Source organism: Halobacillus amylolyticus (assembly GCF_022921115.1).
GTDB classification, from domain to species: Bacteria; Bacillota; Bacilli; order Bacillales; family Halobacillaceae; genus Halobacillus_A; species Halobacillus_A amylolyticus.
The window spans coordinates 163,120-189,882 of record NZ_CP095075.1; the positions used below are offsets into that span (position 1 = coordinate 163,120).

Genomic DNA, 26,763 nt, shown 5'->3' on the forward strand with positions numbered 1-26,763 from the left:
ACTATCAGTATAGTGTGTTAGATTACCTTACATATTGTTCTTGTTCATTGTATTTTTATGATAAGGTATGTTAAAAAAGATGTTTGAAAGAGGTGGGATGTACTTTGACGGATAACTATAAAAGCAAAAAGGTTATCTCTATAGGTGTCGTCAAGGAATTGACAGGACTTTCAGAACGCCAAATTCGGTATAATGAACAAAGAAAGCTTATCTTCCCAGAGCGAACGGCGAACGGAACACGCAAATATTCATTTTCAGATGTGGAAACTTTGGTAGAGATTGCGGAAAAGCGGGAAGAAGGAGTTCAATCCTTTGAAATTAGAAAAGAAATGCTAAAAGATAAGAAAAGTAAAGAGGGAGATTCTCAAATGCGTAGAAAAATGATCCGTGGTCAATTAAATGCACACTTTCGATCAAACGATAGAAGCTAAGTGCGTTTTCATCATCCCATGAATGTTCTTCCTTTTCTAATTAAACGAACTAAAAAGTTATCCTTGTACGTAGAAAAGACTAACTTGCTAAATAGCGGGTTAGTCTTTTTGTTGTTCTAAATAGGGTAAGGTTCGAGACTTGTAATTAAAATTACCATGTTAGTTTTCCTGACGTTATGTGTGATACATAGTGATTCTTATGCTACAGTTTAACTAATGAAATATTCAAAAAGTGATGTTAGTCCTTTTTTAAGCTTATCCATACGTCTTTTACAACTGCTGGAGGTGATGAAAATAAGAAAGCAAAAGCTTGTGTTAATTGGAAATGGCATGGCAGGTGTACGCTGCGTAGAGAATATCCTTAGCGAAAATGATGATGCTTTTGACATTACGATTTTTGGAAGTGAACCACATGCCAACTATAGTCGGATTATGCTTTCCTCTCTACTTCAAGGGGAAACAATGATTGAGGATATTATGACTCATTCACATAGCTGGTACACAAAAAATAATATTCAACTCTTTTCTGGTGAAACAGTAGTGGAAATTGATAAAGAAAGCAAGATCGTGAAGACCGATAAAGATAGGGAAATGCAGTATGACAAATTGATTGTAGCTACAGGATCTTCCCCGGTCGTGTTACCGCTTCGAGGTGCAGAAAAAGAAGGGGTGATGTCCTTCCGTACTATAGAAGATTGCCAAACAATGATACAGACGGCAAAAAAGTATAAAACAGCGGTAATTATAGGTGGGGGGGTGTTAGGTTTAGAAGCTGCAAGAGGACTGTTGAATCTTGGAGTGAAAGTGAGTGTAGTCCATAACTCTAGCTTCTTAATGGAACGACAGCTAGATCAAGAAGGATCAAGGATGTTGCAAGAGGAGTTAGAGAGACAAGGCATGAACTTTTTGCTTAACAAAGAAACGGAGGAAATTATTGGAGGACAGCGAGTAGAAGGCATTCGTTTTAGTGATGGGTCCGAAGTAGAGTCGGGTATGGTTATTATGGCAGTTGGGGTAAGGCCGAATATTCGATTAGCGCAAGATAGTGGGATCGAGACAAATCGTGGCATCATTGTAGATGACTTTTTGGCCACCCATTCTCGCGATATATATGCGGTTGGAGAGTGTGCAGAGCATGACGGAATGGTTTATGGATTGGTCAAACCCCTTTATGAACAAGGAGCTGTTCTGGCTAAGCACTTATGCAGGAAGAGTACGTCAGGATACCACGGCAGCGTTCTTTCTACCCAATTAAAAATATCTGGAGTCGATGTTTTTTCCGTAGGTCAATTTAAAGCAGACCATGCAACTAGAGCCATTCATTATCAGAATGAGATTGAAGCTGTTTATAAAAAAATTTATTTCCGGGGGAATAAAGCCATTGGTGCTGTGCTATTCGGAGATACACGGGGAGGATCAAATTTACTAGACACGATCGTTAAACAAAAGGTTATTCCTGATCAAAACAAATCTTCCTTATTAGACTCCTCTGATCCTGGTGGCTCTTTTGTTGCTTCCTTACCGATTGACGAACATATTTGTACGTGTAATGGCGTATCTAAAGGGGCAATCATTAGTGCGGTCCAGTTGGAAAAACTATCAACTGTGGGTGAGGTAAGACAGTGGACGAAAGCTTCCAGTTCATGTGGGGGATGCAAGCCTGCCGTTTCTGAACTACTGGATTATATTCAAAGTGATCAGTTCGATGAAGTAGTAAACCAGAATGCGTTTTGTAGTTGCACAACCATGACAGAAGAAGAAGTCGTTTGGCAAATACAGATGAGAAGTCTTGTTAATGTACAAGAGGTGATGGGGAGGCTTGAGTGGAAAAACAAAAGAGGCTGTCAGACTTGTCGGCCTGCTTTGGAATACTATTTGAGTATAATTTATCCCGAATATGACCGAGAGAACAAAGAACTTTTGTGTAAAGAACAGATGTATGACACGACTCAAAGCGATGGGACGTTAGCAGTTGTTCCCGAGTTGTATGGGGGGGTACTTGATTTGGGACAACTCAGAAAAATCACAAATGTAGCAGAAAAATATGCTTTGAATCAGATCGTCATTGCGAGTAATCAAAGAATTCACTTATTGTGAGTAAAGCAGAGGGATTTTTCAAGGATTTTGCATGATCTCAGCATGCCAATCCGTTCACCTGGTGAACATTTAGTTGAACCTATTCAAACGAATCTTGGGGAGTATCCATGTCGGTGTGATAAACACTCTTCCTTAAAGATGGCTTCAGAGCTGGATGAAAAAATGGAGTTCCTGAAAACACCTTTTCGCATTAAAGCTGCTATTTCTGCTTGTGAACATAATGGAGCAGATCCTATCACTAAAGATATTGGTGTCATAAAAGTAAAACGAGGCTGGGAAATGTACGTAGGAGGCAGCAATGGGACTAATGGTGGTTCTGGTGTTCTGTTATGTCTCGCCGGCACGGCAAAGGAAGCATGTGAGATGATTACCGGTTTTATTCAATATTATCGTGAGTCCGCCAATTATCTTGAACGAATATGGCAATGGATAAGCCGTGTCGGATTGATTCACATAAGAGAGGCTTTATTTGATGAAGAAATTCTTGAACACTTACTGAAAAATTTTGATGCTGATAGATTGCGGAGAAAAAGTTATGTAGTGAAGAGTTATTGAGCAACATTCAAAAAGAATATTTGGAGTCGAGGGGAGAGGGTTTGACTGAACTAATGTTGAAGTATTTTCGAACCAAGCAGCAAAAGATTCAATCAGAGAAGGTTTACGATACCCAGTGTCCTTTTTGCAGTATGCAGTGCAAAATGCAGTTGATAGAACAGACAGTGGTTTCTAGGAAAGTATATAAGACAGTTGGAAAGGATAACCCGACAACAGGAGGTCGGTTATGTGTCAAAGGAATGAGTGCTCACCAGCATACATTGAATAATGAGCGTGTTAATCAGCCGTTGTTAAAGGTGAATGGTAATTTTGTAGCAATCACATGGAAGGAAGCATTAGACGTTATCAAAAAAGAGTTTACTACTATCCAAAAGCAGAATGGTTCAGATGCTTTATCTGTCTATGGCAGTGCTTCGCTCACTAACGAAGAAGCGTATCTATTAGGAAAGTTTGCTCGTGTTGCACTAAAGACAAAACATATTGATTATAATGGCCGTTTGTGCATGGCTTCAGCAGCTACAGGTGCTAATCTAACCTTTGGACTCGATCGAGGATTTACGAACACGTTGCAGGAAATTCCTTATACACGTTGTATTATCTTAGTCGGAACTAATATTGCAGAATGTCAGCCCACCATTATGCCATATTTTGAACAAGCCAAAGAAAACGGGGCGTATATTATTGTTATTGATCCTAGAGAAACTAAGACGACTGATATCGCTGATTTGCATTTGAAAAATAAGCCGGGTACGGACGCAACACTGGCTAACGCATTGCTGAAAGTAATTGTAGATGAAGAATTAATAGATAAGAAGTTTTTAAGAAAGCGGGTCAATGGTTTTGCTGAAGTCGTCCACCACCTTAAGAATTTGGACTTAGACGAATGTGTCAAGGTAACTGGACTGGCTAAAGAACAGTTATGTCAAGCAGCTCGTACATTTGGTCAAGAAGATTCCGGAATGATTTTCACGGCAAGGGGGATCGAACAGCAAACCAACGGAACTGAAACGGTCCGTGGATTTATCAATATATTGCTTGCGACAGGTAGGATCGGTAAACCCAATTCCGGTTATGGCGCAATTACCGGCCAAGGAAATGGTCAAGGAGCGAGGGAACATGGACAGAAAGCGGATCAACTTCCAGGCTATCGTTCAATTGAAAAAAAAGAAGATCGATCTTATATCGCTCAAGTTTGGGGCGTAGAAGAGAAACAATTACCCGGTTCGGGGGTCTCAGCTTATCAAATGTTTGAAAAAATCGATGAAGGCAATATCACCGGGATGTTGGTAATGGGCTCAAATCCAGCCCTTTCAAGTCCCAATGCTAATTTTGTGAAAAGATCACTAGAAAGGCTCAAGTTTCTTGTGACCGTCGATATGTTTATATCGGAAACTGCCCAATTAGCTGATTTAATCTTACCTGCTTCATCCTATTTAGAAGATCAAGGAACCATGACGAACGTGGAAGGAAGGGTGACTTTAAGGGAAGCGAGTCGATCATTGCCTGGTGAAGTGAAGCATGATTGGCAAATCATCTGCGATATAGCTGAGGTATTAGGAAAAGGGGATAAGTTTTCTTTTCATTCAGCTGAGGAAATTTTTGAAGAACTTAGAGTGGCCAGTCGAGGCGGGCGAGCAGATTATTACGGGATAACCTACGACAGAATCCGTAAGCATAACGGCCTTCTATGGCCTTGTCCTGATATGGACCATCAAGGAACAAAACGGTTATTTGAAGATGATTTTGCCCATGAAGACGGTAAAGCGAATATGTCTGTGATTGGAAGAAGCCATAAAAAAGTGAACCTAAGTGAGGAATATCCGTTATTTTTAACTACAGGAAGAGTGATGTCGCACTATTTAACAGGTGAGCAAACTAGAAAAAGTCCATCATTAACTGCAAGAAACTTTGAATCGTATATGGAAATCCATCCTGACACAGGGGAGAAATATCAACTGGAGGATCGTACTTTAGCTCAGATTGAATCTAGATACGGCAGAATTGTCGTTAGAAGTAAATGGTCGAAGAGAATTCGGAAAGATACTGTTTTTGTCCCCTTTCACTGGGGAGGAGAGCAAAATGTCAATCGTTTAATTGCCGATGAATTGGACCCGCTCTCTCACATGCCAGGATTTAAGGTCACAGCTGTTAACACAAGGCCAGTTCAAAGTTGAAGTTTTGAAAAAAGAATTCGTTATCGTTCTGGGGTGAAGCAAAACATTTAAACCTTGCATTTTATTAATCATACATTTGGAGGGGTTTGTAATATGCGCAAACAAAAGCTAGTGCTTGTTGGTAATGGGATGGCCGGAATTCGGGCGATCGAAGAAATATTGAAGCTGTCGCCACACCAGTTTGATATTACAGTGTTCGGGAGTGAGCCTTACCCAAACTATAATCGAATTGAGTTGTCGAAGGTTCTCCAGGGAGATACTGAGATTGATGATATTACCTTAAATAACTGGCAATGGTATGAAGAGAATGAAATTTTATTATACCCAGGTGAAACAGTGACAGCAATTGACAAAGACAATCAAACCGTTTTTACAGATAAAGAACGTCAAGTTGATTATGATAAATTAATTATCGCTACTGGTTCTGTTCCATTCATGCTGCCACTACCAGGGGTTGATAAGGATGGAGTAACCGCCTTTCGTGATATCAAAGATTGTGAGCAGATGATTGAAACCTCCGACCAATATAAAAAAGCTGTCGTCATTGGTGGTGGATTATTGGGCTTGGAAGCGGCAAGAGGGTTGTTGAACCTTGGAATGCAGGTGGATGTCGTCCATATTGCCGATTATTTAATGGAACGGCAGTTGGATAAGACAGCTGGCAAGATGCTGCAAAAGGAATTAGAAAACCAAGGCATGAATTTTCTATTAAATAAACAATCTGTGAAAATTACCGGGAGGAACCGAGTGAAAGGGCTCAAATTTAAAGATGGAGGAGAGGTCAAGGCAGATTTAGTTGTGATGGCTGTCGGAATTAAACCAAATATCAGTATGGCAAAAGAAAGTGGAGTTCCTGTCAACCGAGGGATCATCGTTAATGATTATTTAGAAACAGAAGTACCGAACATTTTCGCAGTTGGTGAGTGTGCAGAACATAGGGAAATGGTTTATGGACTTGTCGCTCCTTTGTATCAGCAAGCTCAACAAATGGCAAAGCGAATTTGTAATGTAGACTGTGATGGATACAAGGGATCTGTTTTATCTACTCAGTTAAAGGTATCGGGTGTTGACGTGTTTTCTACAGGTAAAATCATTGAAGATAAACATACGAAGTCACTTAAAGTGTTTGATGAGTGGCGTGGAGTTTATCAAAAGGTGCTTGTGGAGGAAGGAAAGATTACAGGGGCTGTTCTGTATGGAGATACAAAAGATGGTAATCGTTTATTAAGCCTGATCAACAAAGGGGCAATGATTGAAGAGTACACAGATAACAAACGTTCAGAAGAGACTGGCAATGATCTTATTGCCTCTATGCCAGAGGAAGAAATCATTTGCGGCTGTAATGGTGTAACTAAGGGAACAATCATTGAAGCGATCAACAACCAAGATTTAACGACAGTCGAACAAGTTAAAGGATGCACGAATGCTTCGAGATCCTGTGGAGGCTGTAAATCGCTCGTTTCAGACTTATTGGAGTATGCGTTAGGTGATCAATATGACCAAAATCAAAAAGAATCTATTTGTACATGTAGCACTTTATCAAGGGATGAAGTAATCGAAGAGATTAAATTGAAAGAATTGACACATACACGTGAAGTGATGAATGTTCTCGGTTGGACATCAGAAGAGGGCTGTTCTAAATGTAAGCCTGCTTTGAACTACTACCTGGGAATGCTTAACCCGACTGAGTATAAAGATGAAAGAGAGTCGCGATTTGTTAATGAAAGGTTACATGCCAATATTCAAAACAATGGGACGTATTCAGTTGTACCACGTATGTATGGAGGTGTAACCAATGCCGAAGATTTACGAAGAATTGCCGATGTAGCAGATAAATACGAGGTTAAAATGATCAAAGTGACCGGGGGACAGCGACTTGACCTACTAGGTGTCCAAAAAGGAGATTTGCCAAGTATGTGGTCGGAGCTTGATATGCCCTCAGGTTCCGCTTACGCAAAAGGGTTACGTACAGTAAAAACGTGTGTGGGGGCTGACTTCTGCCGATTTGGAACACAGGACTCAATTGGTTTAGGGGTTCAGATGGAAAAGAAATTCGAAGGACTGAATACACCACATAAAGTAAAAATGAGTGTATCAGCTTGCCCGAGGAACTGTGCTGAGGGATCAGTTAAGGACGTAGGGGTCATTGGATTGGACGGGGAATTTGAACTATACGTCGGTGGTAATGGAGGGACACATATGAGAAAGGCGGAACTGCTTGCCAAAGTGAAAACCGAAGCAGAAGTATTAAATACAACAGCCGCTTTCTTACAATATTATCGTGAAAATGCCAGCTACTTAGAAAGAACCTCCGCCTGGGTGGAACGGGTAGGAATTGAACATATTCAGAACGTTCTTTCTAATAAGAAAACGTTCATTGATTTAAATCAAAGAATGGACGAAGCCCTGTCTGTAGTGCAAGATCCTTGGAAAGAGGCGATAAAAAGTGAAACATTGCTAAGAGACCTTTATGAAAATGTAAAAGTGCCTGCAGGTTCAAACTAATCTACCGAGGGGGGGAACAGGGAATGGAAAAACTATTAAATAAGATTTTTGTAGCAAAAGTTAATGAGCTTCCCGAAAAGCTAGGGAGAACCGTTCATGTGCATGGGTTGGAGTTAGCCATTTTCAAACTGGTGGATGGTGATATACGAGTCATCGAAAACCGTTGTCCCCATAAAGGTGGTGTACTTGCTGAAGGGATGATCAGCGGGGAGCACGTATTCTGCCCGATGCATGATTGGAAAATCAGCGTTGTAGATGGAAAAGTTCAGAAACCAGACATCGGTTGTGTACAAACGTTTGAAGTGAAAGTGGAAAAAGACAATGTCTACGTCATGTTGCCGGAGAAATAGGAGGGCTCTTATGTCAAAAGTTTATTTAGTTGGAGCAGGTCCGGGGGATCCCGATTTAATCACGGTTAAAGCACTCAAATGTATTCAGCAAGCCGATGTTATTCTATACGATCGCTTAGTAAACGAACAATTACTTAGAGAAGCGCGGTCTGGTGCGGATCTAGTTTTTTGTGGAAAGCATCCAAATTTTCATATTTTGAAACAAGAATCAATCAATCTTTTATTGGTGGAATACGCGAAGCGAGGTAAAACCGTTATTCGATTAAAAGGGGGAGACCCATTTGTATTCGGACGGGGAGCTGAAGAAGCGGAAGCATTAGCTAAGCACGGCATTTCATGCGAGGTGGTCCCAGGAATTACTTCTGGGATTGCTGTTCCTGCTTATGCTGATATTCCCGTAACCCACAGAGATATGGGCAGTTCTTTTGCAGTAATAGCAGGGCATCAATGCAAAGGAAACGATAAAAAAATTGACTGGAAAAGTCTATCCGAGAATATCGATACATTGGCTATTTATATGGGGGTCAGCAACCTTCCCCGTATATGTGAACAATTGCTTGATAATGAGAAAAGCTCGGATACACCTGTAGCTGTTATTCAGCAGGGAACAACGGAACATCAACGGGTACTTACGGGAACACTTGCGAACATTGTCCAGTTAGTGGGGAAATCAGGGGTATCTAACCCAGCGGTGATTGTTGTCGGTGAAGTTGTGCGTTTCCGCGATCGTTTACACCACTTGAAAGTTATGAATCAAGGATTGGTCGAGCCCAGTGCAATTAAAGCTTGATAAAATGGTGTGATCAAATGCAAGCGGTTCTGTGGATTGGTCTATAGGATAGGTAAAGGCCTCCGAGTACAGTATGACTCATATTGGAGGCTTAATGTAATGCTCCAGTGAATGGAGCATCTTTTTTTGTGCCTGTGGATCTAAGTATTCGTCAGAGAGAATCTCATGTAAGTGATTTCTCCTTTCTTGATGTGGGAGGTTGGATTGCTTTAATAGCTGGCGAGCCTCAAATAAAAAATCGAGATATTGTTCATAGCTTTCGTCATATTGGTTCGATAAGTCTTTTTTAATTTTCTTTGCAAAAAGAGGACTGGCACCATGTGTAGAAATAGCTACGGTCAGCTTGCCTCGCTCGAAATGAGCTGGGAAATGTACATTCCCGACATCAGCCTTATCGGCAGCGTTGATTAAACGGTTGGAAGGGGTTGATTCAACAACAGTGTTATTAACTGTTCTGTTATTTGTGGCGACAATGATTAAGAATGCTTCGTCCACATCATCAGGAGAGAAACATTTCTGCTCCCAATTTATTCTGGCTTCTTCGTAGTAATGGATCAGTTCTGGAATAAGCTTTGGACTGATCACTGTTAAGAAGGCCTCACTATCAAGTAAACTGTCTATTCTTCGTTTAGCCACATGTCCGCCGCCTATAACTACAACTTTTCTTCCCTTCAAATCAAGCATAATTGGAATAAACGTCATTTGGCAGCCCCCTCAATCTCTGATATCTGTATTATCCCATTTATCTTAAACACTCACAAACAGGAGGCTGTAAGTGCATAAAAGTATATTATAATGAAGAAACTTGGAGCAGGATAGGATACTGTTTGGAACATTAAATGTGTTACAAGGAGTGGAAGAGAAATTAAAAAGGAGAGGCGGGAGAGTCATATGGAAAAACATATTTATTCTTTGAGTCCTGTGATTGAGAAAAATGCAAGGGTGTTGATTTTAGGATCCATTCCAGGAGAGAAGTCATTAGAAAGTAATCAATATTATGGAAACCCTCGAAATCATTTTTGGAAGATTATATTTTCGATTTATGAAGAGAAGGAAATAGAAGATTACGAAAAGAGGCTGTCTTTCCTTAAAGACCACCAGTTAGCCCTATGGGATGTGATCTATTCATGCCAAAGAAAAGGCAGTCTTGACTCGAACATAAGAGCTGAAGTACCGAATCAATTAACAGAACTGATACAAGTACATAGGCAGCTAAAATTAATCGTATTTAATGGAACGAAGGCCTATGCTACTTTTAAGAAACATTTTGATAAGACAATGCTTACTGGTGTTGATTTTAAAAAGCTGCCTTCTACAAGTCCTGTTCCAGGTAAATTTAATAAAACAATGGAGGGAAAAATAGAAGAGTGGAAAATAATAAAGGAGTATTCCTGATAAAAGAGGCGGCCTTGCTATGAAGCAAGGCCGCCTTTCTTTGAACTATTCACATATTCATGAACCTCTTTTTAAGAGGTCGCGAAGGATGGAACCAACGGTAATTATTGTAATTGTAAGCATTAAAATCAATGTAAAGGAAATAGGAAAAGCTTGATAGATACCAATTGAAAAGCCTGTAAGCATAATGAATAAAAACGTCCTTTTTTTAAGCTTCATAGTAGTATTCAGCTAGGTGTGGATCGTGGATCTGCCTAACCTTTCGTCACCTCATTTCGATATTATTATTTCATAAATAGTACATATCATGTCTGATTCAACAACCATAGCGGACGATCTTTCAGCAAAAGCATACTGATTTTTCACCACATGTATTTACTTTGTCTGTGATGTCTATACTATGTAAATAACAATCTTAGTCAAACCATGTGAAATCGTGGATGTATGCTTGGAATGATGGTCATTTTGTGCGTGGTATTTAAAGATTTATAAATGTTAAAAGGAGGGGAGCATTTGGATAGGGTAACATTGCATGAACAGGTGATTTCTTTAAAAGGGAAAATTTTTTCAGGTCAATTAAAGTTTAAATGTAGAGACGACTATATTCTTCAACAGCTTGACAAAGTAAAAGAAGAGGATGATGGACTAATAGATGTAAGCACAGTTTCTTCATCATTAATTATTCTATTGGACGCAACAAAAGATGAATCGTTATAAGAAAGGCCTCCTCATTTTTAAAAGGGGGCCTTTTTTCTATTCTTCTTCAGCTATTTCCTGTTCTTCTTTCCAAGCTTTAATGGAAAGAATTTGTTGATCTTCCATTTCTATAACTTTGAAGTGATAGGATTCATGTGATAAAACGGATCCTTCATTCACGTCTATCAATCGATTGTACATCCATCCGGAAATGGTATCGACGTCTTCATTTTCTAGTTCTATGTCAAAATAGTCATTGGTATCTTGGATAGATGTTTTCCCATCTAAGATAAAGGAGCCATCTTCTTTTAAAGTAATAGTTTGTACTTCCTCATGGTCAAATTCGTCCCTTATATCGCCGACAATCTCTTCAATGATGTCTTCGGCGGTAATCATCCCTGAAGTTCCTCCATATTCATCCGTCAAAACAACAAGATGAGTGCGCTCTTGCTGCATTCTTAATAGAAGATCGTGAATAGGTATATTTTCAAAAACCTTTAAAACAGGGCGAACGTATGGCTCAAGTGTTTCGACCTTGTTCCAGTCGTTATAAAAGAGTTCTTTTAAATGGAGGACACCAATAATGTGGTCCTTATCATCTTGAAATACAGGATATCTTGTAAATCGTTCTTGATTCATAAATTGTAAAGATTCTTCCATTGGATCCTCGATGTCTACAACTGACATATCTGTACGAGGAATCATGATTTCTTTCGCAGTCCGATTATCAAATTCAAAAATTCGATCAACATACTCAAATTCGGACTGATTAATTTCTCCTTGCTGATAACTCTGGCTTAAGATATGACGCAGCTCCTCTTCAGAATGGACTTCCTCAGATTCTTTCGCAGTCTGATAGCCAAAGGAACGGACTAACAAGTTTGCTGAGCCATTTAAAAACCAAATTAAGGGATACATAATCTTACTGTATATGATTAAAGGGGTGGCGAGCATAACTGTAAGATTTTCCGATTTTTGTATGGCGATAGTTTTTGGAGCAAGTTCCCCAAGTACGACATGTAAAAAGGTAATGACAAAAAAAGCAATCGCAAAGGTAATGGTATGGCTAACCGATGAAGGTAGGTCAAACCCTTCCAGTAATGGATGAAGGAGAACTTCTAAGGTGGGTTCTCCTAACCAACCTAACCCAAGAGCAGTAATGGTTATACCAAGCTGACAAGCTGACAGATAGTAATCTAAATTACCCGTTACTCTTAAGGCTCTAAGTGCTTTCTTATTACCGTCAGCAGCCCGGGCTTCTAATCTGGTACGTCTTACTTTCACAATTGCAAATTCGCTTGCAACGAAGAACGCCGTTAAAAGAATTAACAGGGCCACCGCTACAAGCTTAATCGTCTCTTCCATATCAAATCTCCTCTAAACTCAAGTTATGGAGAAAAGTCTCCAATTTATATTGTATCGAAACAGATACAATAATGCCAATTGAAAGTATAGGAATAGTATGAAGGTTTGTTTACTTTTTAGGAATCATTTAAACCATATTATAATGAAGAAACTTGGGTGATTTTAGTGATAAATATAAAGGGAGCTATTAATTACATCCTCTCCGTTTTGCTTAAGTGCGTACAGAATTTCCTGTATTGTGATATAATTTTGTTAATCTTTCATACATATACATATTATCCGGTAATGTGTCGGTTGATTATATGAAAAGAGACGCCCATTAGGACGTCTCTCTTCTATATTTTATTAAGGGGAGGTACATTCATAGTTTTCGTTTATGCTTTAAAGCTTTAGGGTGTTCTAGAAAGATTTTTGTTAAAAAAGTTATCGAATTAGTTTTCCTTAAGGTTTATGATCGAAGGATATAGGTTAAAATAGGCAGAAGGCATAAAAAGGAACGGGAAGGGTGGCTTATGGAAAAATATACGGGAGATATTGTCATGTTCCCAAGATGGAAGACGAAGTTAGAGAGAGAAGGCCTCGAGGCTGTTAGAGAGAAAAAATATCAGGAGGCTGTTGAACTTCTTCTTCCTTTAGTTAATTACGAAGTGGCTTCTTGTGAGGTTATGACAGGACTATTAATGAGCTGGATCGAACTTGGACAATACAATGAGGCAGAGGAATTGTGCCAAGACCAAATGAGATCTGATCAAGAACACTATTATCATTACCTACATATATACATAACGATACTATTTCAAGACAATCGCTATCTAGAGCTGGTGGATTTATTAGATGAAATTTTTGAGACAGAAGACATTCCTCATCAAAGTCGCACACAATTATGGCAAATGTATGAGGTTAGTAGTAAATTGCTTCAAGATTCTTATCAAAAAGAAGGGGAAAAACTAGCTCAATCATTTTTTACAGCTATCGAGAATGATGACTTACATAATCAATGGCGTTCCATCCAACAGCTGACAAAACAACCGATATTGAATAATATAGAAGCATTTGAGAAGGTACTGATATGCGACTCGGTCCATCCAATTATTAAAACAGCCATCATCCATTGGTTCAGAGATAACAGAGTTGACCGTAAGATTCATTTGCTTAAATTCTCAAAAGATATTACTGTCATTCCTTCACAGTTGCATTCGTTTGAATCTGAATACATCATTCAACAAATTCAACTAAGGCTTGGTGCAGTGGAGCAAAGCAATCCCACAATGTATGAGATGGTGATTAGGTTATTAAATCATTACTGTTACGTTCGTTATCCACTGTATCCTAGTGAAAATGAGCTTGATTATATTGTGGAAGCTTTAAAACAGCTTGGTCATGAATACTTACAAATCCCTTATCCTTCAAAACAGGACAGTGTAGAAGTTGAAAAATACAAGGAAGAGATTGAACTGTGTGAACAACATTATGTCTTGCTAGTTGGAGAATGATAAAGCGGTCGTTTCTATTTTCAAGTATAGAACAGTTACAGATGTTGAAAGCGTCTATGTTTGTGTTATAATGTAGTGGTTGCAAATGAGATTCGTGTGTATATAGAATCATAGAATCGATTAATGGTCGTCATCAGACGTAAAAGGAAATTATAGATGTTGGAGGGAATTTTATGTCAGCAAAATGGGAAAAGCAAGAAGGTAATCAAGGGACACTTACAGTTGAGGTACCCGTAGAAGATTTCAACAAAGCCCTTGATGGAGCCTTTAAAAAAGTAGTGAAAGAGGTTCAAGTGCCTGGTTTCCGAAAAGGAAAGGTACCACGCAAACTTTTTGAACAGCGTTTCGGTGTAGAGTCTCTTTATCAAGATGCCCTTGATATCGTTTTACCGGATGCATACTCTAATGCTGTTGAGGAAACAGGTATAGAGCCAGTCGATCGTCCGGAAGTTGATGTGAAACAAATTGAAAAAGGTGAACCACTTGTTTTTACTGCTGAAGTTACAGTGAAGCCTGAGGTGAAACTTGGAGAGTACAAAGGTCTTGAAGTGGAAGAACTAAGTACTGAAGTAACAGATGAAGATGTTGAAAATGAACTAAAACAGCTTCAAGAAAAACAAGCTGAACTTGTTGTAAAAGAGGACGGCAAAGTAGAAGACGGTGACACTGTAGTCATGGACTTCGAAGGATTCGTTGACGGTGAAGCCTTCGAAGGTGGACAAGCCGATAATTACTCACTTGAAATTGGGTCAGGATCATTTATCCCAGGCTTTGAAGAACAGCTTGTAGGCAAGAAATCAGGCGAAGAAATAGATGTTGAAGTAACTTTCCCAGAAGAATATCATGCAGAGGACCTTGCCGGTAAGAAAGCAACGTTTAAAGTGAAGATTCATGAAATAAAAGGAAAAGAACTTCCTGAACTTGATGATGAACTTGCTAAAGATGTTGACGAAGAAGTTGAATCATTAGATGAGCTTACGAAGAAAACACGTGAACGTCTTGAAGAGCAGAAGAAGACAGAAGCGGATAATCACAAGCGCGATACACTCGTTCAAAAAGCAAGTGAAAATGCGGAAGTAGATGTTCCACAATCTATGGTTGATACAGAACTTGACCGTATGGTTAGTGAGTTCGAACAACGCCTGCAAATGCAAGGGATGACAAAAGACATGTACTTCCAGTTCACAGGTCAAGATGAAGACGCACTTCGTGAACAAATGCAAGAGGATGCTGGGAAGCGAGTAAAAACAAACCTTACGTTAGAAGCGATCGCTAACGCAGAAAATGTAGAAGCTTCTGATGAAGACGTAAACGCAGAGCTTGAGAACATGGCTTCTATGTATCAAACGGACGTAGCGCAGCTGACTCAAATGCTTGGCGGAAATACAGATATGATTAAAGAAGATCTAAAAGTCCGTAAGGCGATTGACGTTTTAGTTGATAATAGTAAAACAGAATAGTAAGCTAAGAAGACAAGGAGCAAGATGCCCCTTGTCTTCTCATATATTTATGTTACATAAGGAATACCAAAAATTGATTGAACCATGTATGAACCACCTGCCTTTTCACATATAATAATAGAGCGCCTAAAGTTTGACTTAATGATTATATATCTACATAATGAGGATGGTGCAAAAAGACCATGCACACCTCTAAATAGGTATTGCTTTTTTGTTCTTAATGAATCTGGTATGATGGGCAAAAGAAACAGGTGCTCGAATACTAAGGTGGATTCTTCAGTCGCATACTATTGCGTCATTTTATTAAGGGGTGAATTGGAATGTTTAAATTTAATGAAGAAAAAGGGCAGCTTAAATGTTCTTTCTGCGGAAAGAGTCAAGAACAAGTTCGAAAACTGGTAGCTGGACCTGGCGTTTATATATGTGATGAATGTATTGAACTATGTACGGAAATTGTGGAAGAAGAATTAGGTAATGAAGAGGAAGTGGAATTTAAAGAAGTTCCTAAGCCTCAGGAAATTCGCGGTATTCTTAATGATTATGTAATTGGTCAGGATCAGGCGAAAAAGAATTTGTCTGTAGCGGTTTACAATCATTACAAGCGGATAAATGCTGGTGTGAAAGGGAATGACGATGTGGAGTTGGCTAAGAGTAACATTCTGATGCTTGGGCCAACAGGTAGCGGGAAGACTTTGCTTGCTCAAACACTTGCACGGATCTTAAATGTGCCGTTTGCCATTGCTGATGCTACATCATTAACAGAAGCAGGGTACGTTGGTGAGGATGTAGAGAACATTCTGCTTAAACTTATCCAAGCGGCAGATTATGATGTAGAAAAAGCAGAAAAAGGCATCATATATATTGATGAAATTGATAAGGTTGCTCGTAAATCAGAGAATCCGTCAATTACACGTGATGTCTCAGGTGAGGGTGTACAGCAGGCATTGCTTAAAATTCTTGAAGGGACACAGGCAAGTGTGCCTCCACAAGGCGGTCGTAAGCACCCACATCAAGAATTTATTCAAATTGATACAACGAATGTATTGTTTATTGTCGGTGGTGCATTTGATGGTATTGAACAAATCATTAAACGCCGTCTAGGTAAAAAAGTCATTGGCTTTGGTTCCGGTCAGGTCGATGTAGACGAAGAGAAAGACGAACTTCTATCAAAAATACTTCCTGAAGACTTATTAAGTTATGGGCTTATTCCTGAATTTATTGGTCGTCTTCCTGTTATCGGAAGCCTTGAGCAGTTAGATGAAAAAGCATTGATTGAAATCTTGACACAACCTAAAAATGCTCTTGTTAAACAATATCAAAAGCTTCTACAAATTGATCATGTGGAGCTTGAGTTTGAAGAAGAAGCACTTCGCGAAATTTCAAAATTAGCGATCGAGCGTAAGACGGGCGCACGAGGACTTCGTTCCATCATTGAAGGTATCATGCTTGATGTGATGTACGATCTGCCATCTCGTGATGACATAGAAAAGTGTATTATTACAAAAGAGACAGTAACAGCGGAAAAAAGTCATCCTAAGTTGATTCTGACAGATGGTACTGTCGAGGATGAAAATAAAGAAACACCTAAGGAAAGTGCTTAAACCTATAAGTAATCTCATGATTTCTTAACTGTGAGCCGCGCTACGTTTCCAAGTAGCGCGGCTTCTATAATATAGTGAAGTAATTCATACATAGAGCATGAATCGACGGTTGATGGTTCATAATAGGCGTAGAGTATTGGTGAAAGGAAGGTCTAACTCTACGGTCTTTTTCCCTATGGCTAACGTTTTACATTCTATATAGATTTCTATATGATAAATATACGAATGTGCATAATTCGGAGGTGCAAACATTGACAGATAAATTTAGAACGCAAATCCCCCTCCTTCCATTAAGAGGACTATTGGTGTACCCATCTATGGTACTTCACCTTGATGTAGGTAGAGATAAATCAGTGCAAGCATTAGAGCAAGCAATGATGGATAACAATGAAGTGTTTTTAGCTTCACAAAAGGAAATAAATATCGATGAACCTACTGCTGACGATATTTACAGTGTAGGAACAGTAGCAACTGTTAAGCAGATGGTGAAACTTCCTAATGGTACAAATCGCGTTTTGGTCGAAGGACTTTATCGTGCTTCGGTAGAGCATATAACAGAAGGGGAAGAATTTTATCGGGCGGACATCACTAAACTTGAGGATGTCCATGAAGATCTAAATGAAGAAGAAGCCTTAATGAGAACATTACTGAGTCAATTCGAGCAGTATGTCAAGGTCTCAAAAAAGGTCAGCCAAGAAACGTTTAATACGGTATCTGATATCGATGATCCTAGTCACCTTGCAGATATGGTTACCTCACACCTTCCTATAAAAATAAAAGACAAGCAAAGTATATTAGAAATGGAAAACGTAACCGCACGTTTGAAACAGCTTATTGAAATTATCGGGAACGAACGTGACGTACTGCAGATAGAACAAAAAATTGGTCAACGTGTAAAGAAGTCAATGGAGAAAACGCAAAAAGAGTATTATTTGCGTGAGCAAATGAAAGCGATCCAAAGTGAGTTGGGTGATAAAGACGGCAAGTCCGGTGAGGTTGCGCAACTTCGTGAAAAAATCGAGGAGGCTCACATGCCTGAACGGGTTGAAGCCATCGCTCAGAAGGAACTAGGAAGATACGAGAAAGTTCCACAAAGCTCAGCAGAGAGCTCAGTCATTCGCAATTACATTGAGTGGCTCGTTTCCCTCCCATGGTCTAAAGAAACTGAAGATAATCTCGATGTTGTCCATGCAGAGAAAATCCTGGATGAAGATCATTATGGTTTAGAAAAAGTGAAAGAGCGGGTGTTAGAGTATTTAGCTGTACAGCAGCTTACACAGTCCATTAAAGGACCCATCCTCTGTTTAGTAGGACCTCCAGGTGTCGGTAAAACTTCCCTCGCTAAATCAATCGGGAGGGCAATTAATCGTAATTTTGTCAGAATCTCATTAGGCGGTATCCGTGATGAGGCAGAAATTCGTGGACATAGAAGAACTTATATTGGTGCTATGCCAGGTCGGATTATCCAGGGAATGAAGAGAGCTGAAACGATAAACCCAGTCTTCTTATTAGATGAAATTGACAAAATGGCTAGTGACTTTCGTGGGGATCCTTCCTCTGCCATGCTTGAGGTATTAGATCCAGAGCAAAACGGTACATTCAGTGATCACTTTATTGAAGAACACTATGATTTATCAAAAGTCATGTTCATAGCTACTGCAAATACAGTGACCTCGATTCCGGGACCATTGCTCGATCGGATGGAAATGATCTCAATTGCTGGGTATACAGAAATAGAAAAGCTTCATATAGCCAAAGAACATCTGCTTCCTAAACAAATTAAGGAAAACGGGTTAACGAAGAGCCAACTTCAATTTAAAGAAGAAGCATTACTGAAGCTTATTCGTAAGTACACGCGTGAAGCCGGTGTCCGTAATCTAGAGCGTCAGTTGGCAAGCGTATGCCGAAAAGCTGCAAAGATTATCGTTGGTAAAGAAAAAAAACGCATTGTTGTTACAGAGAAACAACTTGAAGAACTTCTTGGTCGCCCGCAATTCCGCTATGGACAAGCAGAACTTGAAGATCAAATTGGTGCGGCTACGGGTCTTGCCTATACTGCAGCAGGCGGTGATACGTTATCAATAGAAGTATCGATTTACCCTGGTAAAGGTAACTTAACGTTAACGGGTAAACTTGGCGATGTAATGAAGGAATCTGCGCAAGCCGCGTTTAGTTATATTCGTTCAAAAGCTGACGACCTGCATATTGATCCGGACTTTGTAGAGAACAATGATATTCATATACACGTTCCTGAAGGAGCTACGCCTAAGGATGGCCCTTCTGCAGGGATAACGATGGCAACTGCGCTCGTTTCAGCTTTAACTGGTCGACCTGTAAAAAAAGAAGTCGGTATGACAGGGGAAATTACACTTAGGGGCCGTGTTCTGCCTATTGGTGGGTTAAAACAGAAGTCTCTTAGTGCCCATCGTGCAGGGCTTACAACAATTATTATCCCATTTGAGAATGAAAAAGATTTAGAAGATATCCCGGAAAGTGTACGTGAAGGACTAACATTTGTTCCTGTGAAGCATTTAGACGAAGTGCTGGATCAGGCGTTGGCAGTTGAAAATCATGAAAGTTAATCAAGCGGACATAGTGATTAGTGCCGCCAGTAAGAAGCAATACCCTAAAGAGTTTATTCCGGAGATTGCTTTAGCAGGCCGTTCTAATGTTGGGAAATCCTCTTTTATCAATAAAATGATTCAGCGAAAGAACTTAGCGAGAACATCTTCAAAGCCTGGAAAAACGCAAACGTTAAATTTTTATAAAATAAATGAAAGTTTTCATTTTGTCGATGTGCCGGGGTATGGGTACGCGAAGGTTTCTAAGAAAGAACGCGCCAAATGGGGACGTATGATGGAGGAGTATTTTGCTGAAAGAGAACAACTTCAAGCAACAGCTCTAGTCATCGATGTCAGGCATCGCCCTACTGAAGATGATTGTGTGATGTACGATTATTTGAAACACTTTGAGCTCCCAGTCATGGTGATTGCCACTAAACTGGATAAAATAAAAAAAGGACAACGCGATAAACAATTGAAACTCGTTGCTGAAACGCTTGAAATGGATGATGCAGATCAGCTCATCCCCTTTTCTTCTGAAACGGGAGAAGGAAAAGATGCAGCATGGAAGAAGATGTTGGAGCACTTAAATAGCTATCATTAAAAAAACGGGTATCACCATTTTTGGTGATCCCTTTTTTGATCAACTGGCTTTATCCAATTTTGTAAGTATTAACTGAAGGGGGACGGGTTCGTTTGACTGAATCTAAAGAAATGATTCGTGTAGATAAACTAAATAAATATTTTGGGGACCTGCACGTTCTTAAAGATATAGACTTCAATGTAAAAGAAAGTGAAGTAGTTGTTTTAATAGGCGCCAGTGGTTCAGGAAAGAGTACGATGCTTCGTTGCTTAAATTTTCTTGAATGGAGGAACAGTGGAGAGGTGATCATTCGGGGAAAGGATGTAAACCCTAAAAAAGATAATTTAAATGTAGTAAGACAAAAAGTAGGTATGGTCTTTCAGCATTTTAATTTGTTCCCACATAAAACAGTATTGGAGAACGTGACAGAAGCACCTATTCAGGTGAAAAGAACTTCAAAAGCTGAAGCATTAAAAGAAGGAGAGAAACTGCTTAAAAAAGTTGGCTTGGGGGATAAGGCAAATGATTACCCTTCACGTTTGTCCGGCGGGCAGAAACAGCGTGTGGCTATTGCAAGAGCACTTGCGATGAAACCTGAGATCATGTTGTTTGATGAACCGACATCTGCGCTTGATCCAGAGTTAGTAGGAGAAGTTCTACAAACAATGAAGGATTTGGCCCAAGAGGGAATGACGATGGTTGTTGTCACTCATGAAATGGGCTTTGCTCGTGAAGTAGCTGATCGAGTTGTCTATATGCATGATGGAAAAATTGTTGAAACAGGTCATCCGCATGATATTTTTGATAACCCTAAAGAAGACAGAACACAGGCATTTCTAAGCTCTATATTGTAAGAGAAGGGTAAGCTTCATATAGACGGTTAAAATGGTCCGTCACGGAAAAGACTCTGTTTCCATTAGGCTTGCTCATGAATGGATAGAAAACCCCGCTTACCTGGACGAGCGGGGTTTTCGCATGTGTTATTTCTTTTTATAAAGCAAATAAATACCAAAACCAATTAAAATAACTGGCCAGAAACTTTCAACCCAATCAAATAGCAGATAGATAAAATGGAACCAGCCAGGACTAGGAGTAGATAGAAGGGCAAACAAAGCCACACCAATTAATATAAATCCAGGAATCCAGCCTGATCTTGTTTTAATAGATCTTAGGATGAACGCTGCCCCTATGAGGAGAGGATATACTCCCCAGTGATCAATCCAAAACGGGTAATGGGTTCGACCATGAAAGTGAATACCTAACCCAAGCAGCAGTGCCCCTGTAAAAATATTTGAGTATTCCTTAGTCAGGTAACTATGTAGTAAAAAAGCGATACCTATAATAATAAGTAATGTCGTCCACGAGTAAAAAGGGTTCAAATAGGGAATATTAAACTGACGTACAAGAAAATATAAACCAAGTCCAATTAATAAGAAACCTGCGAAGGAATCTGGCTTCTTCATAAATTATACCTCCAGGATTACATAGATTAGAAATGCAAAAGCCCTGTAAACGATTCAGTAAGAATTATAGAGGGGTGTTCTAAAAAATTGATTTCTTGCGATTACAAGTTTGTTTTGGTATATTACAATCGAGTTATTAATTATAGTATTTCTAATCTGAGAATATAAACTGATTGATAATCCTATCTATATCCTATCACAAGGGATTCAAAATCTGTTCATATTTTCACAGAAAAATTCAACGTTTTCATGTTATAATAAGTGGTATGTGATAAGTTAGGAACGTTATATGGGGGTAGATGAAATGCACATTTTAGCTGTCGGTCTCAATTATAAAACAGCCCCTGTGGAAATTCGGGAAAAACTTACATTTTCAGATGAGAGCTTAGCTGAGGCAATGCAGAAGCTTAATGCTCAAAAAAGCGTGCTCGAAAATGTAATCATTTCTACATGCAATCGAACAGAAATATATGCTGTTGTCGACCAGCTTCATACAGGGCGCTACTACATTAAACAATTTTTAGCTGACTGGTTTACTATTGAAAAAGAGGAATTCTCACCGTTTCTTTCTATTTATGAAGCGGATGGAGCTATGGAACATTTAATGCGTGTGACATCTGGTCTTGATTCCATGGTATTGGGAGAAACACAAATCCTGGGACAAATGAAGCAAGTTTTTTCGAAAGCTCAAGATGCCAACACCACAGGAACTATATTCAATCAATTATTCAAACAAACCGTGACAATGGCTAAGAAAGGACATAAAGACACAGGTATTGGAGAAAATGCTGTGTCCGTTAGTTATGCAGCTGTTGAATTGGCGCGCAAAATTTTTGGTGACTTGGTTCATAAACATATCGTTATTATCGGTGCAGGGAAAATGGGTGAGCTTGCCGCAAAGAACCTTCAAGGCTTTGGTGTTAAACAGGTGACGGTTCTTAATCGGACATTATCGAAAGCTCAAGTGGTCGCTGATCAATTTAGTGGACAAGCCGACACGATGGAAAATCTAGATGCCGTTCTTGCGAGCGCTGATATTGTAATTAGTTCAACAGGATCAAGTGAGTATGTTCTAACACGCAAACAAATGGAACCTATCCACCGTTCCCGAAAAGGGAAGCCGCTTTTCTTCGTAGATATTGCTGTACCAAGAGACCTTGACCCACAAATGGAAGATCTTGAAAGTGTCTTCCTTTATGACATCGATGATTTACAAGGAATTGTTGATGCTAACTTAGCTGTTCGTAAACAAGCAGCTGAGGAAATCGAAATCATGATCGAAGCTGAAATTGTAGAATTTAAAGAATGGCTTCAAACGATCGGGGTAATTCCTGTTATCTCTGCGCTTCGTGCAAAAGCGATGGGCATTCAATCTGAAACAATGAGTAGTATTGAAAGGAAAATGCCTGATCTGACAGAACGTGAAAAGAAAGTTTTGCGTAAGCATACGAAAAGTATTATCAATCAGATGCTTAAAGACCCTATTCTTCAGGCGAAGGAACTTGCTGCGCAGCCCGATGCTGAAGAATCTTTGCGCCTCTTTACACAAATCTTTGGTATTGAAGATACGGCAGAGGAGCAAGCGAAGGAACAGGAAAAAAGAAATAAGCCCGTAAAGTTTGATACAAAAGATGCTGTATCCTTTCCCACACTTACTCAAACTGCAAATTCATAGGGTGGAGGTTTACTATGTTCGAACTTAAGTGGGTCTATGAATTAATCCTCTTCCTTTACGGTTGCAGCTTAATTGGATACTTTATTGACTTTATTCAAAATAACCGGAAGGCGAATGTAGCTGCCTTCTGGTTACTTAGTATGGTTTGGGGACTACAGACCCTTTTTTTATTAAGACAAATTTTTGTGGAAGAAAGTTTCCCTATCATGACGGTTTATGATGGTCTCTATTTTTATGCATGGGTATTAGTAACGTTTTCGTTAATTATAAACCGATTGTTTCGTGTGGATTTTCTTGTCTTTTTCACGAATGTTCTAGGGTTTTTAGTTATGTTGCTCCACATTTCAACGAGAGCACAAAATATTCTTGATGATCAGGGGATTGAATTAGTTCATGAAATGTTGGTTGCTCATATTACGTTAGCGATCATCTCTTATGGCTTTTTCACATTTTCGTTTATTTTTTCAATTATGTATTTATTGCAATACCGTTTACTTAAACGAAAGAAGTGGAATACCAAATTGTTTCGCCTTGGAGACTTAACGAAGCTTGATCATTTTTCATATATATCAGTCATTCTCGGTGTACCATTGCTTCTTATAGCAGTAATCCTTGGGGTGACGTGGGGGTATGTATCTGAAGATGTCTTCTACTGGTATGATTCTAAGACACTGGGGTCATTCATTGTCCTCCTAGTCTATATGATTTATTTGTTTTTGCGTGTTGTAAAAGGATATCAAGGCCGAGTGATTTCCATATTCAATTCAGCAGCGTTTCTGTTTCTGTTAATCAACTTCTTTTTATTCGGCTCGTTGTCGAATTTTCATTTTTAAATTTCTCGAGGAGGATGTAGGGTGGGAAAAATTGTAATAGGTTCACGGAAAAGTAATTTAGCGATTACACAAACGGAATGGGTTATTGAGCAGTTAAAAAAAATAGATCCTTCTTATGAATTTGAAATCAAAAGAATTTCCACAAAGGGTGATCAAATCCTCGACGTTACTTTAAATAAAGTCGGAGGAAAAGGTTTGTTTATAAAAGAAATTGAACAAGCCATGTATAACAAAGAAATTGATATGGCTGTGCATAGTATGAAGGATATGCCTGCTGTTGTAGCTGACGGATTAACGGTTGCTTCCGTCCCTGTCCGTGAAGATCATCGCGATGCCTTTGTATCAAATGACCACGTAGCTCTAGAGAATTTAAAAGAAGGGGCAATTGTCGGGACGAGTAGTTTGCGCCGCGGCTCACAAATTAAAGCGGTTCGACCTGACATTGAGATTAAATGGATTCGTGGAAACATTGATACCCGTCTTCAAAAGCTCAAAAATGAAGAGTACGATGCAATTGTGCTGGCAGCGGCTGGCTTAAAAAGGATGGGCTGGAGTGATGACCTCGTTACTGAATACTTAGAGCCTGATGTTTGCGTACCTGCAGTAGGGCAAGGTGCACTTGCTATTCAATGCCGTGAAGATGATAAAGACCTGCTTGAGTTCCTTCAGCAAATCAATCATAAGTACACAGAAACCACAGTTAAAGCTGAACGGAAATTTCTTCACGATTTAAACGGTGGGTGTCAGGTTCCAATCGGCGGTTATGCTTATTTAGAAGGAGAAACGATTACGCTGACAGCTTTAGTAGGGAAGCCTGATGGTACAACGATTCTTCAGGAAACCGTAACAGGAAAAGATCCTGTAGCAGTAGGAACTGAGGCTGCAGCACGTCTTAAAAAGCAAGGGGCCCAGGAAATCGTTGATCAGGCATTAGAGGAGTATGATCAGTAATGGAACCACTGCAAGGGAAGAATATCCTGATCACCAGGGCATCTTCTCAATCCTCATCTATAACGAGGGAGATTGAACAAAAAGGTGGGAGAGTGATACATGTCCCTCTCCTCCAGTTTAAATTGAACGACTCAGTAGAAAATAAGCACATTCTTAGTAAACTTCACGACTTCAGCTGGGTTTTTCTAACGAGCTCCAATGGCGTGAAGTTTTTTTTCGAGCTGCTATCTTTGTACGATATTGAGATCCCTCACTCTTGTAAATGGGCTGTGGTGGGGGACAAAACAGCTAGAACGCTTCAATCATACGGGGTAAAGCCTGACTTTATCCCAACAGAATATCAAGCAACATCATTGATAGAACAGTTTTTTGAACAAGAAGGAGAACAAGGGAAACTATTATTTGTTCGCGGAAATCGAGCAAGAAAAGTGTTGCCGCAAGCATTTGAGGAACAGCAGGTATTTTTCCAAACCGTTACGGTATATGATACGCTATTAGTGGATGGAAAGGATTTACTAGTACAAAAACTTGGTCGGCTTGATGCGCTTACGTTTACTAGTCCTTCAACAGTGGAAGCATTTATGCAACTGATAGGGGAGCATCAAGACGAAGCTTTGCGTATACCTTGTTTCTGCATTGGCCCAACGACAGGAGGAGCAGCCAAGTCTTATGGTTTTCAAACGGTTTATATTCCGGGGTCATACACAATAAAAGATATGATTGACAAAATGGCTGCCCACTTTGATAAGAAAGGATAGTTCCGATGAATGATTTACAGTTTAAAAGACATCGCAGACTAAGGAGAACGGAGTCTATGCGTTCGCTTGTAAGGGAAACACATCTTCGTAAAGAAGACTTAATTTATCCGATCTTTGTTGTAGAAGGGGAAGGGATAAAAAGTCCTGTTGAGTCTATGCCAGGTGTTCATCACGTGTCACTTGATTATTTATCTGAAGAGATGACTGAGCTTGAGCAATTAGGGGTGCGTTCCGTTATTGTATTTGGGGTTCCCAAGGAAAAAGACGCAGTTGGTACACAAGCCTTTCATAGCGAAGGGATCGTCCAGCAAGCGATTCGTCATATAAACAAACACCATTCCTCTCTGACGGTTATTGCGGATACATGCCTATGTCAATACACTGACCACGGTCACTGTGGTGTGATCAGGGACGGGGACATTGCTAACGACGAATCACTAGAATACATTACAAAAACAGCCGTAAGTCAAGCAGAAGCAGGTGCTGATGTGATTGCGCCATCGAATATGATGGATGGTTTTGTTGCTGCCATTCGCCGCGGGCTCGATGAAGCTGGCTACAGCCAAATCCCTGTTATGTCTTATGCTGTGAAATACGCTTCAGCCTTTTACGGTCCGTTTCGTGATGCTGCGCACAGTACCCCGCAATTTGGTGATCGCCGAGCTTATCAAATGGATCCGGCTAATCGCATGGAAGCTATTCGTGAAGCTGAGTCTGATGTCGAAGAAGGAGCAGACTTCCTCATCGTTAAGCCAGCTCTATCTTATCTAGACATTATGAGAGAAGTAAAAGACCGTTTCAAATTACCAATTGTAGCCTATAATGTTAGCGGAGAATATTCCATGGTTAAAGCCGCTGCTCAAAACGGCTGGGTAAATGAACAAGAAATTGTGCTCGAGAAGCTGACCTCTATGAAGAGGGCTGGTGCTGACTTAATTATTACTTATTTTGCTAAAGATGTTGCACGTTATTTGGAGCGATAATTTGTTTATAGAGGATGTTAAAAAGTCACCAAATGATAAGAGGC

At 39.7% G+C, this 26,763-nt stretch carries 23 protein-coding genes; 20 read left to right on the forward strand and 3 right to left on the reverse strand.

Features of this window, described 5'->3' with window-relative positions:
- Positions 1 to 104: 104 nt before the first annotated feature.
- From MUO15_RS00900 to cobA, 7 genes are all read left to right on the forward strand, one after another.
- The gene (locus MUO15_RS00900) at positions 105 to 431 is read left to right on the forward strand and encodes a MerR family transcriptional regulator (RefSeq protein ID WP_245032707.1); all 327 of its coding nucleotides are present in this window, start codon (positions 105 to 107) and stop codon (positions 429 to 431) included.
- 288 nt (positions 432 to 719) lie between these two features.
- Positions 720 to 2,528: a nitrite reductase large subunit NirB gene (nirB, locus tag MUO15_RS00905; protein WP_245032709.1), complete on the forward strand. Its 1,809-nt coding sequence runs from the start codon at positions 720 to 722 to the stop codon at positions 2,526 to 2,528.
- A gap of 42 nt (positions 2,529 to 2,570) precedes the next feature.
- Entirely contained in the window at positions 2,571 to 3,083 is a 513-nt protein-coding gene (locus MUO15_RS00910; protein ID WP_245032710.1) for a hypothetical protein, read from the forward strand.
- 41 nt (positions 3,084 to 3,124) lie between these two features.
- Positions 3,125 to 5,257, forward strand: coding sequence for an assimilatory nitrate reductase catalytic subunit NasC (gene nasC / locus MUO15_RS00915; protein ID WP_245032711.1), 2,133 nt, complete (start codon positions 3,125 to 3,127; stop codon positions 5,255 to 5,257).
- Positions 5,258 to 5,350: 93 nt separating this feature from the next.
- Complete coding sequence (nirB, locus tag MUO15_RS00920) at positions 5,351 to 7,762, forward strand: nitrite reductase large subunit NirB (protein WP_245032713.1); 2,412 nt, start codon at positions 5,351 to 5,353, stop codon at positions 7,760 to 7,762.
- Positions 7,763 to 7,785: 23 nt separating this feature from the next.
- Positions 7,786 to 8,112, forward strand: coding sequence for a nitrite reductase small subunit NirD (gene nirD, locus MUO15_RS00925; RefSeq protein WP_245032715.1), 327 nt, complete (start codon positions 7,786 to 7,788; stop codon positions 8,110 to 8,112).
- Positions 8,113 to 8,122: 10 nt separating this feature from the next.
- Positions 8,123 to 8,902, forward strand: coding sequence for a uroporphyrinogen-III C-methyltransferase (gene cobA, locus MUO15_RS00930; protein WP_245032716.1), 780 nt, complete (start codon positions 8,123 to 8,125; stop codon positions 8,900 to 8,902).
- Between the two features lie 78 nt (positions 8,903 to 8,980).
- Here cobA and MUO15_RS00935 read toward each other — a convergent pair whose 3' ends face one another.
- Positions 8,981 to 9,604: an NAD(P)-binding protein gene (locus MUO15_RS00935; RefSeq protein ID WP_245032718.1), complete on the reverse strand. Its 624-nt coding sequence runs from the start codon at positions 9,602 to 9,604 to the stop codon at positions 8,981 to 8,983.
- Between the two features lie 189 nt (positions 9,605 to 9,793).
- Here MUO15_RS00935 and MUO15_RS00940 point away from each other — a divergent pair, with 189 nt between their 5' ends.
- Together MUO15_RS00940 and MUO15_RS00945 are read left to right on the forward strand one after the other, a co-directional pair.
- A complete protein-coding gene (locus MUO15_RS00940; RefSeq protein ID WP_245032719.1) occupies positions 9,794 to 10,297 on the forward strand; it encodes a DNA-deoxyinosine glycosylase in 504 nt (167 codons plus the stop codon).
- A gap of 513 nt (positions 10,298 to 10,810) precedes the next feature.
- Positions 10,811 to 11,014 carry a hypothetical protein gene (locus MUO15_RS00945; RefSeq protein WP_245032720.1) on the forward strand — a complete coding sequence of 68 codons (204 nt, stop codon included), beginning with the start codon at positions 10,811 to 10,813 and terminating at the stop codon, positions 11,012 to 11,014.
- Between the two features lie 36 nt (positions 11,015 to 11,050).
- Here MUO15_RS00945 and MUO15_RS00950 read toward each other — a convergent pair whose 3' ends face one another.
- Positions 11,051 to 12,358 carry a hemolysin family protein gene (locus tag MUO15_RS00950; RefSeq protein ID WP_245032722.1) on the reverse strand — a complete coding sequence of 436 codons (1,308 nt, stop codon included), beginning with the start codon at positions 12,356 to 12,358 and terminating at the stop codon, positions 11,051 to 11,053.
- 512 nt (positions 12,359 to 12,870) lie between these two features.
- Between MUO15_RS00950 and MUO15_RS00955 the strand changes: the two genes are divergently transcribed.
- From MUO15_RS00955 to MUO15_RS00980, 6 genes are all read left to right on the forward strand, one after another.
- Entirely contained in the window at positions 12,871 to 13,851 is a 981-nt protein-coding gene (locus tag MUO15_RS00955) for a hypothetical protein (RefSeq protein WP_245032724.1), read from the forward strand.
- A gap of 173 nt (positions 13,852 to 14,024) precedes the next feature.
- Positions 14,025 to 15,311, forward strand: a complete 1,287-nt coding sequence (tig, locus tag MUO15_RS00960) for a trigger factor (RefSeq protein ID WP_245032726.1) — start codon at positions 14,025 to 14,027, stop codon at positions 15,309 to 15,311.
- Positions 15,312 to 15,631: 320 nt separating this feature from the next.
- Positions 15,632 to 16,912: an ATP-dependent protease ATP-binding subunit ClpX gene (clpX, locus tag MUO15_RS00965; protein WP_245032728.1), complete on the forward strand. Its 1,281-nt coding sequence runs from the start codon at positions 15,632 to 15,634 to the stop codon at positions 16,910 to 16,912.
- Between the two features lie 317 nt (positions 16,913 to 17,229).
- Positions 17,230 to 19,494, forward strand: coding sequence for an endopeptidase La (lon, locus tag MUO15_RS00970; protein ID WP_396266337.1), 2,265 nt, complete (start codon positions 17,230 to 17,232; stop codon positions 19,492 to 19,494).
- Positions 19,484 to 20,077 carry a ribosome biogenesis GTP-binding protein YihA/YsxC gene (gene yihA / locus MUO15_RS00975; RefSeq protein WP_245032733.1) on the forward strand — a complete coding sequence of 198 codons (594 nt, stop codon included), beginning with the start codon at positions 19,484 to 19,486 and terminating at the stop codon, positions 20,075 to 20,077. The genes lon and yihA overlap by 11 nt, the downstream gene beginning before the upstream one ends.
- 110 nt (positions 20,078 to 20,187) lie before the next feature.
- Entirely contained in the window at positions 20,188 to 20,910 is a 723-nt protein-coding gene (locus MUO15_RS00980; RefSeq protein WP_245035782.1) for an amino acid ABC transporter ATP-binding protein, read from the forward strand.
- Positions 20,911 to 21,036: 126 nt separating this feature from the next.
- Here MUO15_RS00980 and MUO15_RS00985 read toward each other — a convergent pair whose 3' ends face one another.
- Positions 21,037 to 21,519 carry a LiaI-LiaF-like domain-containing protein gene (locus tag MUO15_RS00985; RefSeq protein ID WP_245032734.1) on the reverse strand — a complete coding sequence of 161 codons (483 nt, stop codon included), beginning with the start codon at positions 21,517 to 21,519 and terminating at the stop codon, positions 21,037 to 21,039.
- A 304-nt stretch (positions 21,520 to 21,823) separates the two neighbouring features.
- On the opposite strand from MUO15_RS00985, the gene hemA reads away from it, so the two are divergent.
- Genes hemA through hemB form a run of 5 tightly spaced genes read left to right on the forward strand, consistent with a single transcriptional unit; the run spans position 21,824 to position 26,719 of the window.
- Positions 21,824 to 23,194, forward strand: coding sequence for a glutamyl-tRNA reductase (gene hemA / locus MUO15_RS00990; protein WP_245032736.1), 1,371 nt, complete (start codon positions 21,824 to 21,826; stop codon positions 23,192 to 23,194).
- Positions 23,195 to 23,208: 14 nt separating this feature from the next.
- Complete coding sequence (locus MUO15_RS00995; protein ID WP_245032738.1) at positions 23,209 to 24,027, forward strand: cytochrome c biogenesis protein; 819 nt, start codon at positions 23,209 to 23,211, stop codon at positions 24,025 to 24,027.
- 21 nt (positions 24,028 to 24,048) lie between these two features.
- Positions 24,049 to 24,978, forward strand: coding sequence for a hydroxymethylbilane synthase (gene hemC / locus MUO15_RS01000; RefSeq protein WP_245032740.1), 930 nt, complete (start codon positions 24,049 to 24,051; stop codon positions 24,976 to 24,978).
- Positions 24,978 to 25,736 carry a uroporphyrinogen-III synthase gene (locus tag MUO15_RS01005; RefSeq protein ID WP_245032742.1) on the forward strand — a complete coding sequence of 253 codons (759 nt, stop codon included), beginning with the start codon at positions 24,978 to 24,980 and terminating at the stop codon, positions 25,734 to 25,736. The genes hemC and MUO15_RS01005 overlap by 1 nt, the downstream gene beginning before the upstream one ends.
- A gap of 5 nt (positions 25,737 to 25,741) precedes the next feature.
- Positions 25,742 to 26,719 carry a porphobilinogen synthase gene (gene hemB, locus MUO15_RS01010; protein WP_245032744.1) on the forward strand — a complete coding sequence of 326 codons (978 nt, stop codon included), beginning with the start codon at positions 25,742 to 25,744 and terminating at the stop codon, positions 26,717 to 26,719.
- The last annotated feature ends 44 nt before the right edge of the window (positions 26,720 to 26,763 follow it).

Bases quoted from the DNA above. Each gene is read 5' to 3' on its own strand.
- nirB (WP_245032709.1), top strand. From the start codon at position 720: ATGAAAATAAGAAAGCAAAAGCTTGTGTTAATTGGAAATGGCATGGCA.
- MUO15_RS00910 (WP_245032710.1), top strand. From the start codon at position 2,571: ATGCCAATCCGTTCACCTGGTGAACATTTAGTTGAACCTATTCAAACG.
- nirB (WP_245032713.1), top strand. From the start codon at position 5,351: ATGCGCAAACAAAAGCTAGTGCTTGTTGGTAATGGGATGGCCGGAATT.
- nirD (WP_245032715.1), top strand. From the start codon at position 7,786: ATGGAAAAACTATTAAATAAGATTTTTGTAGCAAAAGTTAATGAGCTT.
- cobA (WP_245032716.1), top strand. From the start codon at position 8,123: ATGTCAAAAGTTTATTTAGTTGGAGCAGGTCCGGGGGATCCCGATTTA.
- MUO15_RS00935 (WP_245032718.1), bottom strand. From the start codon at position 9,604: ATGACGTTTATTCCAATTATGCTTGATTTGAAGGGAAGAAAAGTTGTA.
- MUO15_RS00940 (WP_245032719.1), top strand. From the start codon at position 9,794: ATGGAAAAACATATTTATTCTTTGAGTCCTGTGATTGAGAAAAATGCA.
- MUO15_RS00950 (WP_245032722.1), bottom strand. From the start codon at position 12,358: ATGGAAGAGACGATTAAGCTTGTAGCGGTGGCCCTGTTAATTCTTTTA.
- MUO15_RS00955 (WP_245032724.1), top strand. From the start codon at position 12,871: ATGGAAAAATATACGGGAGATATTGTCATGTTCCCAAGATGGAAGACG.
- tig (WP_245032726.1), top strand. From the start codon at position 14,025: ATGTCAGCAAAATGGGAAAAGCAAGAAGGTAATCAAGGGACACTTACA.
- clpX (WP_245032728.1), top strand. From the start codon at position 15,632: ATGTTTAAATTTAATGAAGAAAAAGGGCAGCTTAAATGTTCTTTCTGC.
- lon (WP_396266337.1), top strand. From the start codon at position 17,230: ATGGTACTTCACCTTGATGTAGGTAGAGATAAATCAGTGCAAGCATTA.
- yihA (WP_245032733.1), top strand. From the start codon at position 19,484: ATGAAAGTTAATCAAGCGGACATAGTGATTAGTGCCGCCAGTAAGAAG.
- MUO15_RS00980 (WP_245035782.1), top strand. From the start codon at position 20,188: ATGATTCGTGTAGATAAACTAAATAAATATTTTGGGGACCTGCACGTT.
- MUO15_RS00985 (WP_245032734.1), bottom strand. From the start codon at position 21,519: ATGAAGAAGCCAGATTCCTTCGCAGGTTTCTTATTAATTGGACTTGGT.
- hemA (WP_245032736.1), top strand. From the start codon at position 21,824: ATGCACATTTTAGCTGTCGGTCTCAATTATAAAACAGCCCCTGTGGAA.
- MUO15_RS00995 (WP_245032738.1), top strand. From the start codon at position 23,209: ATGTTCGAACTTAAGTGGGTCTATGAATTAATCCTCTTCCTTTACGGT.
- MUO15_RS01005 (WP_245032742.1), top strand. From the start codon at position 24,978: ATGGAACCACTGCAAGGGAAGAATATCCTGATCACCAGGGCATCTTCT.
- hemB (WP_245032744.1), top strand. From the start codon at position 25,742: ATGAATGATTTACAGTTTAAAAGACATCGCAGACTAAGGAGAACGGAG.